Genomic DNA, 12,869 nt, shown 5'->3' on the forward strand with positions numbered 1-12,869 from the left:
GCGAGGAGTACGTGGTGAGCGATGTACGGCGCGTAGGGGTGGTCGGGGCCGGGCTGATGGGGTCCGGGATCGTCGAGGTGTGTGCGAAGGCCGGGCTCGATGTGCTGGTGGCCGAGACCAATGCGGCGGCGGCCGAGGCCGGGCGCGCGCGGGTGACCAAGTCGATCGATCGTGGGGTGAAGGCGGGCAAGCTCGCCGAGGCCGATCGTGACGCCGCGCTGGCGCGGGTGACCTACACCACCGATCTGGGCGAGTTCGCCGATCGTGACCTGGTGATCGAGGCGGTGGCCGAGATCGAGGAGGTCAAGACGCAGATCTTCGCCACCCTGGACAAGGTCGTGACGCGCGAGGACGCGATCCTGGCGTCCAATACGTCCTCGATTCCGATCATGAAGCTGGGCATGGCCACGTCCCGGCCGCAGCAGGTCGTCGGGATCCACTTCTTCAACCCCGTGCCGGTGCAGAAGCTGGTCGAGCTGGTGCCCTCGCTGCTCACCGACGAGAGCACGGCGGCGCGCGCCGAGGCGTTCGCGTCCGAGGTGTTGGGCAAGACGGTGATCCGCTCGCAGGACCGCGCCGGGTTCGTGGTCAACTCGCTCCTGGTGCCGTATCTGCTCTCCGCGATCCGGATGTTCGAGTCCGGCTTCGCCTCGGCCGAGGACATCGACAACGGCATGGTGCTCGGCTGCGCGCACCCGATGGGCCCGCTGCGGCTGACCGACCTGATCGGCCTGGACACGATCAAGGCGGTCGCGGACAGCCTCTACGACGAGTTCAAGGAGCAGCTCTACAGCTCGCCGCCGCTGCTGCTGCGCATGGTCGACGCCGGGCTGCTGGGCAAGAAGACCGGGCGCGGCTTCTACCAGTACTGAGCCCGGCCCCACACGCACCACGAGGGCGGTCCCGATCGGGGCCGCCCTCGCGTCGTGTGTGGTCGGACTACGGCGTGCGCGCCTCGACCTTGTCGATCCGTACCGGCTCGCGGCCCTGCGCCGGGACCGCCTCCGCCCCCGGCGCCCGCTGATCGGCCTTGGCCACCACGACCGCCTGGCCCGTCTGCAGCGGGACCTCCTTGATCAGCAGCACCACGATCAGCGCGAGCAGCCCGAACGGCGCCGCGAACAGGAAGATGTCGCCCACCGCGTGGCCGTAGGAGTTCTCCACGATGCCGCGCGCCGGCTCCTGCAAGTGGTGCACGTTCGGGATCCCGCCCCCGCCGCCGGCGCCCGACTTCAGCCCCGCGTCGGAGAGGTAGCCCGTGACCTTGGTCGCCATCACCGCGCCGAGCGCCGAGACACCGACCGCGCCACCCAGACTGCGGAAGAACGCGACGACCGAACTGGCCGCGCCCAACTGGTGCACCGGCACCGCGTTCTGCACCGCGAGCACCAGGTTCTGCTGGAGCGCGCCGATGCCCATGCCGAGCAGGAACATGTACACCCCGAGCACCCACAGGTTCGTGTCCGCGCGGGTGGTGCTCATCAGGGTCAGCCCGATGGTCAGCGAGACGCCGCCCATCACCAGGTAGCGCTTCCAGAACCCGGTCGCGGTGATCAGCTTGCCGACCACCGTCGAGGCGATCACCAGACCGCCGATCATCGGCAGCGTCATCAGGCCGGACACGGTCGGCGACTTGCCGCGGGCGATCTGGAAGTACTGGCTGAGGAAGACCGACGAGCCCATCATCGCCAGACCCACCGCGAGGCTGCCGAGCACGGCCAGCACGATGGTGCGCTGCTTGAACAACCACAGCGGGATGATCGGCTCCGCCGCCCGACCCTCGACCCGGATGGCCAGCGCGATCAGCAGCAGCGAGCCGAGCACCATGGCCGCGGTCTGCCACGAGACCCAGGCGTAGTTCTTGCCCGCCAGCGAGACCCACACGAGCAGCACCGACACACCGGCGCTGATCAGCGTCGCGCCCAGGTAGTCGATGGTGACCTCACGTTTGACCACCGGCAGCTTCAGGGTCTTTTGCAGGATGACGATCGCAGCCACCGCGAACGGTACGCCGACGTAGAAGCACCAGCGCCAGCCCAGCCACGGGGTGTCCACGATCACGCCGCCGATCAGCGGCCCGCCGACGGTGGCCAGCGCGAAGGTGGCGCCGAGGTAGCCGCTGTAGCGGCCCCGCTCGCGCGGCGAGATCATCGCGGCCATGATCACCTGCGCCAGGGCGGTGAGACCGCCGACGCCGACGCCCTGGATGACCCGACAGCCGATCAGCATGCCCGTGTTCTGCGACAGGCCGGCCAGCGCGGAGCCCGCCACGTAGATCACCAGCGCGAGCTGGACCAGCAGCTTCTTGCTGGTCAGGTCGGCGAGCTTGCCCCAGATCGGGGTGGTCGCGGTCATCGCGAGCAGCGTCGCGGTGACCACCCAGGTGTAGGAGGTCTGGCTGCCGTGCAGGTCGGAGATGATCCGCGGCAGGGCGTTGGACACGATCGTGGACGACAGGATGGCCACGAACATGCCCAGGAGCAGCCCCGACAGGGCCTCCATGATCTGCCGGTGGGACATCGGCTCCGCCGATGTCTGCGCGGCCGATGCCGCGGCCGGTGCGTTGCTCATACCTACCCCTTCTGCTGCGGATGCTCTGCGCCCGGACGCGGCTTCCCCACCCCCGACACTCGTTGCTTGGTACAACCATAGCAATCTTTGTTGCTGCAAGCAACTTTCAAGAGATGGTCAAGTCGGCGCGCCTCAAAGTGACCGACCGACTACGCGGATAGGATCTGCGCCATGGCAAAGACCCCTCAATCGGGCACTTCGGGCGGCAATATCGGCGGTGTCTCGTACCGCACGATCGGCATCGCGGTCATCGTCGTCCTGAGTGTCTGGTTCGTGCTGGCCAACACCGGCTCGGTGAGCATCCGATTCTGGATCCCGACGCTGGCGGCGCCGCTGTGGATCGTCCTGGTCGGGACGTTCGCCGTGGGCATGTTGACGGGGTGGTGGGTCAGGGCCAACCGGCGCTGAGCCGCCGGATATCCTGGGCCGCATGCTTCGCTCCAGGCTGCGTCCGGCCGTACACGTGGCGAGCCTGTTGACCGCCGGCGTACTCGTGGCCGGCTGTTCGAGCTCCGCCTCCCCCTCCGCCGAACCCTCCGCGGTCACGCCCACAGGATCGAAGACCACGCCCGTCGGCGACACGGTCTGTGCGGGTCTGCTGCCCACGTCGGCGGTTACCGCGTTGCTCCCGGCGGAGCCCGCGTTCACCGGCAAGGACCATGAGCCGCTGCCGCACTACCCCGTGCTGCGCTGCCAGGTGACGGCGGGCGAGCGCTCGTTCGTCGGCTCGGCGTACCTGTTCAACATGGCCGGCGCCGAGCGGGTGCAGTTGCCGGGGCTGACCACCACGGGGTCGGCGCCGCTGGGCAACGCCGTGAACAAGCTGTACGGCATGGCCGGTGCGGACGACGCCTGGCTGGTGCGGGACTGCAAGGTGCAGAACGTCGAGTATCCGGTCCCGATGCTGGTCCGGGCCCGCACCCTCGCCCCGGCCGGCACACCGAACCAGCCGGACCAGCGGCAGCAGTTGGCAAACCTCGCGGTGGACCTGGCCAACGGCGTGGCCAAGGCGGCCGGCTGCGAAACGGACCCGGCCCCCCGGCCGGACACGATCCAGCCCGCGAGCGAACCGAAGCCGATCACCGACGCCCCCGTCTGCGGCATGCTCGACCCCGCCGCTCTCGGTCCCCAGGCGGCCGGCGATCAGCGCGCACGCTGGACGGCCGCCGCGACGCCGCGGGGGGCCGGCGCGATCCAGGGCTGCGATCTGTTCCTGGACAACCGGCGGGTGCTCTCCTTCGCGATCGTGCACGGCTACCTGGCCCCCGGTGCCGAGGCCCCGGGCGAACGCGCCATCCTGTCCGAGCGGCTGCCCACCGGCGGCATCGCCAACGACGCGCAACTCGCGGGCACCGTCGAGGGCAAGGTCCTCGGCGTCTGCGACGGTCACACGGTGGCCTACCAACTCAGCCGCCACAACGGCGAGGACCCCCCGGGCCGAACCCTGGGCCAACCCACCGAACAGTTCTTCCGCGCCTTCGCCGACGGCGCCTCGAAGTGGGGCCTCCGGTGCGAGCCGATCAACCCCAAAACCGCCGAGGACAGCTGGAAGTTCCGCTCCTGACCCGACGCGGGCCGGCAGCGCGAAGGAGGGCGCCGCGCGAACCTCGCGCGACGCCCTCCCCGGGCGGTGCCGTCAGCCGACCGCATCACCCACGTGGGTGACCGGCCGTCAGGACACCCCCGCCCGCTCCCGCGTTGCCGCCGGCAGCGACTGCGGTTGGGCGCTCTGCCCGTCCTTGCCGCCGTCGTGCTTCGGCTGCTCGGTGCCACCCGTCCCGGATGTGCCGCCCGCGGGCGGCAATTCACTGAGGAACTTCTGCTCCACGTCCGGGTTTTCCTTCAGGTACGCCTTCACGCCCTCGGCCGCCGCGTTCGGCTTGCCCGCATAGTCGACGAAGACCTTCTTCTCCAGCGGACCGAGCACCGAGTCGTCCAGCTTCAGGTTCTTCACCCACGTGTTGACGTCGGGGAAGTCCTTCGCGAAGCCCTTGCGGCCGATCGAGCTGATCCACCCCGGCGCGCCGTACGACTGCTTCGGGTCGGCCAGCGGCTTGATGTCGTACTTCGTGTACGCCCAGTGCGGACGCCACATCGTCACCACGATCGGCTTGCCGGCCGCCATCTGCCGGTCCAGCTCCGCGATCATCGCGGGCGTGCTGCTCTTGACCAGGTCGAAGTCGAGCCCGTACTCCGGGATCAGCTTCTTCTCGGTCAGGTCCATGATGTTCGCGCCCGGCTCGATCCCGACGATCCGGCCGCCGAACTCCTGCTCGTGGCCCTTGAGATCCTCGACCGACTCGTACGGCAGGTTCTTCGGGATCGCGAGCTGCACGTCCACGTTGTTGTACCAGCGCCCGATCTCCTCGAGCTTGGACCCGTACTCGTCCAGGTACTTCTTGTGCAGCGTGGGCAACCACGCGTCCAGGAACAGGTCGATGTCGCCGCGCGCCAGGCCCTGGAACAGCGGGCCCACGTCGAGCTGCTTCATCGTGACGTCGTAGCCGCGCTTCTCCAACAGCTGCTTGTACATGTTGGTGACCACGACGTCCTCCTCCCACGGGATCCAGCCGACGGTGATCTTCTTGCGACCACCGTCGGAGGCCCCGAGGCCGAAGCCGCCGAGCAGCCCCGCGACCAGCGCGACGGTCACCACGCCGCCGACCGCCACGACCGGGCGCGGACGCCAGTCGAGCAGCCACTTCGGCGTGAAGCCCTCGGCACCGCGCACGGCCTTGGCGCGCTTGGCGCGCGCCTCGGCCCGCTGTCCGGCCGCACCGACCGTACGGTCCAGATAGATCGCGAGCACGACCACCGCGACGCCGGCCTCGACGCCCAGGCCCACGTTGTTGTTCGACAACGCGCCGAACACCTCGCTGCCCAGGCCGCCCGCACCGACGATGCCGGCGGTGACCACCATCGACAGTGACAACATGATGACCTGGTTGACCCCGGCCATGATGGTCGGCAACGCGAGCGGGAACTGCACGTCCTTGAGGATCCGCCACTCGCTCGTGCCGAACGCCTCGGCCGCCTCGACCATTTCGGCGTCGACGCTGCGGATGCCCAATTCGGTCATCCGCACCCCGGGCGGCAGCGCGAAGACCACGGTGGCCACGACGCCCGGCACCTCACCGATGCCGAAGAACGTGATCGCCGGGATCAGGTACACGAACGCCGGCATCGTCTGCATGAAGTCGAGCACCGGCCGCAACACCGCGCCGACCGCACGACTGCGGGCGGTCAAAATGCCCAACGGGATGGCGACCAGCAGTGCGATCGCCGCCGAGACCAGCACCAGGGCCAGCGTGGACATGGCAGGCTTCCACATGTCCAGGCCGTCGATCAGCAGGAACCCCGCCGCCGCGACCAGCGCGAACACCGGCCCGCGCACGGCCCAGCCGATCAGCGCGAACAGCACCACCACGACCGGCAGCGGCGAATCCGTCAGCCAGTCGGCCAGGTGGGTGACCGCGCCGCCGACCACGCTCCTGATGAAGTCGAACAACCAGGAGAAGTGGTCGCGCATGAAGTCGACCAGGCTCTCGGCCCAGTCGCCCAGATGGATCCTAGGCATCGTCGCGCACCTCGCCCTCGGCCCCGAGCCGCTCCACGACCGACTCCGCCGCCGGCGCCGGTATCCGCACCTCGACCGCGTCGACCGGCGCCGCCGCGCCGGAACCGGCCGCGCCGGCCGTTCCGCCCGTGCCGGTCGGGAGCAACTTCTCCCCCGGCCCCGCGGGCACCAGCATCTTCACGCTCCCGGTGTCGGTGACCCCGAGTGTGCCGCCGTCGGCCTCGCCCGGCCCCCCGGCGGTGTTGCCGAGTGCGGCCAGCAGGCTGACCCGGGGAACCACGCCCACCAGTCGCATGCTCTCGTCCACCACCGCGAGCGGCAGCCTGCTCTCCGCGCACGGCGCGAACAACTCGGCCACCGGCGTCTGCGGTGTCACCGTGACCACGTCGAGACCCGGGTCCGGCCGGACGGTGCGCTCACCGGTCCGCGCCGCCTCGGTGACGGCCGCGTCGGTGACCGCGCCGAGCAGCCGGCGGCCGTTCTCGCGCGTGTCCACCACGAAGGCCGCCGTGGTCTGCGCCTCGCGCATCGTGCGCATCGCGACGCGGGGCCCTTCTCCGCTGGTCACCGTGGCGCGCGAGTCCTCCATGATGGAGCCCGCGGTCAACACCCGGGTACGGTCCACGTCCGCCACGAAGGACGCCACGTAGTCGTTGGCGGGGTCGGTCAGGATGTCCTCGGTGGTGCCGATCTGCACCACCCGGCCGTCGCGCATCACCGCGATGCGATCACCGAGCCGCATCGCCTCGTTGAGGTCGTGCGTGATGAACACGATGGTCTTGTGCAACTTCTCCTGGAGTTCCAGGAGTTGGTCCTGCATCTCGCGGCGGATCAGCGGGTCGAGCGCGCTGAACGACTCGTCCATCAGCAGGATGTCGGCGTCGGTGGCGAGCGCGCGGGCCAGGCCGACCCGCTGCTGCATGCCGCCGGACAACTCGCTCGGCGCGGACTCCTCCCAGCCGGCCAGGCCGACCAGGGCGAGCGCCTCACGGGCCCGCCGGTCGCGCTCGGCGGCCGGCACCCCCTGGACCGACAGGCCGTACCCGGCGTTCTCCAGCACCGTGCGGTGCGGGAACAGCGCGAAGTGCTGGAAGACCATGCTGATGCGCCGGGCGCGCACGTCGCGCAACTCCCTGGCGGGCAACGAGGTCAGGTCCCGGTCGTCGATGTAGACGGCGCCGGCGGTGGCGTCCAGGAGACCGTTGAGCATCCTCAGCAGGGTCGATTTGCCGGAGCCGGACAGGCCCATCACGACGAAGATCTCGCCTTCGGCGACCTCGAAGGAGACGTCGATGACGGCGGGAACGGTGCTGCCCCCTCGTACGTCGTCCCGGCTTGCGCCGGCACGCAGCCGGTCGAGCGCGTCGTCGGCTCGACGGCCGAAAATCTTGTACAGGCCTTCGGCCCGAAGTCTGGACACGGATACCTCGTTGTTCGGGCCGCGGAGGAACGGAACCGTTGATACCGGTTCCGGGCCGGAGCACCGCCGTGATGAGGGCGCCGGCGCCGCGGGCTGCTGGATGCGGGAGTACGGCCGGCGCAGAAACGTCACGGCAGCGGCGCACGTCCGGGGTCGAACGCCTTTCCCGAGTCCCCTCGGAAAAGTTGTATCCCGCATTTGTTACCGGGCGTGACTTGCCCGAGTGATTCCAACGGGAAACATATGGAGATTCACGTCTCATCAACGCGATGCCATATGTCCGAATTCATCCATTGATTACCGCATTTGACCTATTCCTTTCATCGTGATCCTCCGGTGATCATCGTGTGATCCCGGCGTAATGACACGGCCATATCCATAACCCTCGGTCATCGAATGGCCACTCGACGGCGCATTCCACGCGTCGATCGCCGCGCACGGGCGTGCACTCCGGCGCCGTCGCCCGAATGGCCGTGGCGCGGGCGGGGCGCACATGCCCCATAGGGGTGACGTTCCCGCGTTCTCCAGGTGACACAACGTCACCAGGCGGTAACGTCCCGGCGCGAGAACGCAAGCGGCGATCCCTCACTGTCGCACACCCCCCTACCGATGGAGCCTTCCGTGTCACGCTTGCTCGACGTCAGCCCCGAGGTCCGCGCCGAGATCGGCGACGACGAGGCCGCCCGCCTGGTGGCAGGGGAGACCGGCCCCCAGACCTACGCGTGCGCCTCGTGCCGCGGTGAGGGCGACACCACCTCCGTGGAGACCAGCGCGCTGTTGTACCTGGCCGAGGAGACCGCGGTGCTCGCGTTCGCACACACCCGCTGCATCCCCTCCCAGGTGATCCCGGTATCCGAGGCTGCGGTCGAGCCGTTGCTCGCGGCGCAGGCGAACCCCGGGCTCGCGGTGCAGACCGTGGTACCGGGCGGTCCGGTGCCGATCTCGATCACCGGGAGCATGGTGGTGTGCGCGGGCGTGACCTACGCGGCGCTCGTGGTCGAGCCCGGGGCGGCCGTGGCCCGTCCGGGCACGCCCGGCGCGCAGGACGAGTTCCTGTCGCTGCTCGGCGAGCGCGGGTTCGCGCCGATCGCCTCCCCCGAGGAGACGCTGCCGCCGCTGCTCGGCGGCTGGTCGGTACAGATGACCGACGGCTACCTGACCGCGGTGCTGTTCCCGGGCGCCGGCGGGCGTACCGAGGCGTGGTGGCAGGCGCAGACCCCGGCCGAGGTGCCCGAGGCGTGGTTGAACGCGGCCAAGACGCACAGCGTCGTGCTGCTGTTCGCCGCCCCGGTCGGCACCATCGGCATCCACACCGGCAACGACGAGTTGGCCGCCGCGCTGAGCGAGGCGGGTCGGCGCAACCTGCTCGCGGCCGGATCGGTCCCGGTCAGCGGCATCTGACCGGGCCGTGCGCCGGCCTCGACCGCGCGCGGCCCATGTCGGGAGGCGACCTGTACCGGGTCGTCTCCCGGCGCTCCGATAGCGTGCCGAGCCATGGAGCACTACGACGCGGCCTACGGCGACGAGCTGGTTTCCCAGGACCGGCGGCACATCTGGCACCCGTACGCGAGCACCGAGGGCGAAGCGCCGCTGTTCCCCGTGGTCGGCGCCGACGGGGTCCGACTCCGCCTCGCCGACGGGCGTGAGCTGGTCGACGGGATGTCGTCCTGGTGGGCCGCGATCCACGGCTACAACCACCCGGTCCTGAACGCCGCCGCGCACGCGCAGGTGGACATGATGGCGCACGTGATGTTCGGCGGGCTGACCCATCCGCCGGCCGTGCGGCTGGCCCGGCGCCTGGTGGAGATCACCCCCGAGCCGCTGACCAAGGTGTTCTTCGCCGACTCCGGCTCGGTCGCGGTCGAGGTGGCGCTGAAGATGGCGCTCCAGTACCAGCGCGGGCGCGGCCGGCCCGAGCGCACCCGGCTGTTGACCGTGCGCGGCGGCTATCACGGCGACACGTTCGGCGCGATGTCGGTGTGCGACCCGGTCGGCGGCATGCACCACCTCTTCTCCGGGGTCCTGCCCACGCACCTGTTCGCGCCGATCCCGCCGGCGGGCTTCGACACCCCGCTGCGCGCCGAGGACACCGCCGGGATCGAGGAGTTGCTGGAGCGACACGGCTCGACGGTGGCGGCCGTCGTCCTCGAACCGATCGTGCAGGGCGCGGGCGGAATGCGCTTCCACTCCCCCGCCTACCTGCGCCGGATCCGCGAACTGTGCTCGCGGCACGAGGTGTTGCTGATCGCGGACGAGATCGCCACCGGATTCGGCCGGACCGGCGAGCTGTTCGCGTGCGACCACGCGGGCATCGCGCCCGACATCATGTGCCTGGGCAAGGCCCTGACCGGCGGCTACCTGACCATGGCCGCGACGCTCTGCACCGACGAGGTGGCCCGAACCATCTCGCGCGGCGAGGGCGGCGCGTTCATGCACGGCCCGACCTTCATGGGCAACCCACTGGCCGCCGCGATCGCCGCGGCCAGTATCGACCTGCTCCTCTCCGAGCCCTGGCGCGACCGCATCACCGCCCTGAGCGACGGCCTCCGCACGGGCCTGGCCCCGGCCCGCACCCTGCCCGGCGTGGTCGACGTCCGAGTCCTCGGCGCAATCGGCGTCATCGAACTCGCCACCCCGGTGAACATGGCAACAATCCAACCCGCCTTCGTCGAACACGGCGTCTGGATCCGCCCGTTCGGCCGCCTCGTCTACACGATGCCCCCCTACGTCACACCCCCGAACGACCTGACCACAATCACCACAGCCATGGTCGAGGTAGTCCGCACCCACACCTGACCCCACCCCCCGCGCGCGGTCCGTCCACACGCCCACATGCCCCCACCTCGGATCGCGGCCCGCCCCCACGCCCGCCCCCACCCGCGAGCACGGATCCTTCGCGCCCACACGCGACCCCCACCCCGCGGCGCGCCAGCGCCCCCGACCCGGGCCGCCCGCGTGATCGACGCGCGAAGCGCGGAGAGCGGCGGAGCCGCAGAACTCGGGCTGGGTGACCCGGAGCGAAGCGGAGGGGCACACAGCCCCGAGCGAGGGGCCGCTTTTCTGCGGAGGAGCGAAGCGGGGGAGCAGAAAGTGGTCCCTCGCGAGCCGGCGCGAAGCGCCCAAAAAGAAGCACCGCCGCCGACACGACCCCGCCTCCCGACCCGCTCACCCCGCGACCCAGCCCCCCGCGCCCAGGCACCCGCGCCGCGCCGCGCCCCCACCACAAACCCCAAAACACCCAGTAACATCCCATGCGCCGTCAGTGACACTTCACCCCCACCCCCACAACCCCCACAGCTCTCGATCGTTGGACCCGATGTGTTCACTTTCGACGACTCCATCAGCAGCCGAGCCCTGGGCCACCCCGCCCTCTCCGTAGGGGCCGCCGCGCCCCCCGGCCACGACGTCCTGACGCCGATCTACAACGCGCTGGAGACCGAGTGGCGGCGGATGTTCCGCGCGGTCCCGCACGAGCGTACGAACGAGGACTACGCCGCGAGCCGGCCCTCGTACGGGGCGCCCGCCGCGATCAGCCACTCCTACGCGCAGGACCCCCCGTTCCCGAACTTCTCGCTGCCCACCCAGGGCGGCTACACCACGTACGGCCGGCACCGGGGCGCGTCCCTGGTCCCCGCCCAACCGTCGCGCGTCACGGGCCCGCACGGCCACCTGCCGCTGTAGCCCGAGGGTGCGCGCGCGAGGATCCCTGGACGACGCGGACGACGAAGGGCCCGGACGCACACGGCGTCCGGGCCCTTCGTCGTCGTTCGTACGGTCGACTCCGGTCAGCGACCGGTCTTGCGACCGCGCTTCTCCCTGACCTTCATCCGGATCTCGATCGGCGTGCCCGGGAAGCCGAACTCCTCACGCAGCCGGCGCTCGATGAAGCGACGGTAGCCGGCCTCCAGGAAGCCGCTGGTGAACAGTACGAACCGGGGCGGCTTGGTGCCCGCCTGGGTGCCGAACAGGATGCGGGGCTGCTTGCCGCCACGGATCGGGTGCGGGTGCGAGGCCACCAGCGTGCCCAGGAACGCGTTCAGCTGCCCGGTGGGGATGCGCTTCTCCCAGCTGGCCAGCGCCGTCTCGATGGCCGGGACCAGCTTCTCCATGTGCCGCCCGGTCAGCGCCGAGACGTTGACCCGGGGCGCCCAGGTGACCTGGACCAGGTCCTGCTCGATCTCGCGTTCGAGGTAGTAGCGGCGCTCCTCGTCCATGAGGTCCCACTTGTTGTACGCGATCACGATCGCGCGCCCCGCCTCGACCGCGAGCGAGATGATCCGGGTGTCCTGCTCGGTCAGCCGCTCGCTGGCGTCGATCAGGATCACCCCGACCTCGGCCTTCTCCAGCGCGGCCGTGGTGCGCAGCGACGCGTAGAAGTCGGCGCCCTGGGTCAGGTGCACCCGGCGGCGGATGCCCGCGGTGTCGATGAACTTCCAGGTCTTGCCGCCGAGCTGGATCAGCTCGTCGACCGGGTCGCGGGTGGTGCCCGCGATCTTGTCCACGACCACCCGGTTCTCGCCGGCGACCTTGTTCAGCATGCTCGACTTGCCCACGTTCGGGCGGCCGAGCAGGGCGACCCGGCGCGGGCCGCCCTCGGTGACGCCGAAGCGCTGCGCGGGGGCCTCCGGCAGGATCGCCAGCGCCGCGTCGAGCAGGTCGCCGCTGCCGCGCCCGTGCACGGCCGAGACCGGCCAGGGCTGGCCCAGACCGAGCGACCACAGCGCGGCGGCGTCCGCCTCCTGGGCCATGTTGTCGACCTTGTTGGCGGCCAGCACGACCGGCTTGCCGGCCTTGCGCAGCACCCGGACCACGGCCTCGTCGCTGTCGGTGGGGCCGACGATCGCGTCGACCACGAACATCACCGCGTCCGCCGACTCGATCGCATACTCGGCCTGGACCGCCACCGACAGGTCGATGCCGACCACGTCGCGCTCCCAACCGCCGGTGTCCACGACGGTGAAGCGGCGACCGTTCCAGGTGGCCTCGTAGTAGACCCGGTCGCGGGTCACCCCGGGGGTGTCCTCCACGACCGCCTCGCGGCGCCCGATGATCCGGTTGACCAGCGTGGACTTGCCCACGTTGGGTCGCCCGACGACGGCCAGCACCGGCAGCGGTCCGGACGCCTCACCGTCGTGCCCGCCGCGGGCGGGGGCGTCCCCTTCGACGTCGACCCACTCGTCGGGGTCGTAGCCCGCCTCCCACGCCTCCGGGTCGAAGGCGCCCTCGGTCGTGGCGTCGGCGTGCTGCTCCATGGGGGTGTTCCTCGTTCGGGTAGCGGTTCGGGTGAGACTCGGGTGGGCT

Annotated in this window: 10 protein-coding genes; 6 read left to right on the forward strand and 4 right to left on the reverse strand. The window is 70.5% G+C overall.

The features are described 5' to 3' along the window. The first annotated feature begins 14 nt into the window (after window positions 1–14). A complete protein-coding gene (locus tag ACWGR4_RS21655) occupies window positions 15–872 on the forward strand; it encodes a 3-hydroxybutyryl-CoA dehydrogenase (RefSeq protein WP_380008426.1) in 858 nt (285 codons plus the stop codon). A gap of 67 nt (window positions 873–939) precedes the next feature. Here ACWGR4_RS21655 and ACWGR4_RS21660 read toward each other — a convergent pair whose 3' ends face one another. Then, window positions 940–2,571 carry an MDR family MFS transporter gene (locus ACWGR4_RS21660; RefSeq protein ID WP_452131368.1) on the reverse strand — a complete coding sequence of 544 codons (1,632 nt, stop codon included), beginning with the start codon at window positions 2,569–2,571 and terminating at the stop codon, window positions 940–942. Between the two features lie 171 nt (window positions 2,572–2,742). Here ACWGR4_RS21660 and ACWGR4_RS21665 point away from each other — a divergent pair, with 171 nt between their 5' ends. Continuing rightward, window positions 2,743–2,979: a LapA family protein gene (locus tag ACWGR4_RS21665; RefSeq protein ID WP_380008432.1), complete on the forward strand. Its 237-nt coding sequence runs from the start codon at window positions 2,743–2,745 to the stop codon at window positions 2,977–2,979. Window positions 2,980–3,001: 22 nt separating this feature from the next. Next, window positions 3,002–4,135: a hypothetical protein gene (locus tag ACWGR4_RS21670; RefSeq protein WP_452131367.1), complete on the forward strand. Its 1,134-nt coding sequence runs from the start codon at window positions 3,002–3,004 to the stop codon at window positions 4,133–4,135. Window positions 4,136–4,243: 108 nt separating this feature from the next. Here ACWGR4_RS21670 and ACWGR4_RS21675 read toward each other — a convergent pair whose 3' ends face one another. Further along, window positions 4,244–6,148 carry an ABC transporter permease/substrate binding protein gene (locus tag ACWGR4_RS21675; RefSeq protein ID WP_380008438.1) on the reverse strand — a complete coding sequence of 635 codons (1,905 nt, stop codon included), beginning with the start codon at window positions 6,146–6,148 and terminating at the stop codon, window positions 4,244–4,246. Beyond that, window positions 6,141–7,568, reverse strand: coding sequence for a quaternary amine ABC transporter ATP-binding protein (locus ACWGR4_RS21680; RefSeq protein ID WP_452131366.1), 1,428 nt, complete (start codon window positions 7,566–7,568; stop codon window positions 6,141–6,143). Before ACWGR4_RS21680 ends, ACWGR4_RS21675 begins: the two co-directional genes overlap by 8 nt. 621 nt (window positions 7,569–8,189) lie before the next feature. Between ACWGR4_RS21680 and ACWGR4_RS21685 the strand changes: the two genes are divergently transcribed. The 3 genes from ACWGR4_RS21685 (at window position 8,190) to ACWGR4_RS21695 (ending at window position 11,249) form a co-directional block, all read left to right on the forward strand. Continuing rightward, complete coding sequence (locus tag ACWGR4_RS21685) at window positions 8,190–8,969, forward strand: hypothetical protein (protein ID WP_380008441.1); 780 nt, start codon at window positions 8,190–8,192, stop codon at window positions 8,967–8,969. 93 nt (window positions 8,970–9,062) lie between these two features. Beyond that, window positions 9,063–10,364, forward strand: coding sequence for an adenosylmethionine--8-amino-7-oxononanoate transaminase (gene bioA / locus ACWGR4_RS21690; RefSeq protein WP_452131365.1), 1,302 nt, complete (start codon window positions 9,063–9,065; stop codon window positions 10,362–10,364). Between the two features lie 522 nt (window positions 10,365–10,886). Beyond that, entirely contained in the window at window positions 10,887–11,249 is a 363-nt protein-coding gene (locus ACWGR4_RS21695) for a hypothetical protein (RefSeq protein ID WP_380008447.1), read from the forward strand. Between the two features lie 104 nt (window positions 11,250–11,353). Here the strand turns inward: ACWGR4_RS21695 and der are convergent, their stop codons facing one another. Further along, a complete protein-coding gene (gene der / locus ACWGR4_RS21700; RefSeq protein ID WP_078977813.1) occupies window positions 11,354–12,820 on the reverse strand; it encodes a ribosome biogenesis GTPase Der in 1,467 nt (488 codons plus the stop codon). Between the last annotated feature and the right edge of the window lie 49 nt (window positions 12,821–12,869).

This window comes from Embleya sp. NPDC055664, assembly GCF_053618075.1.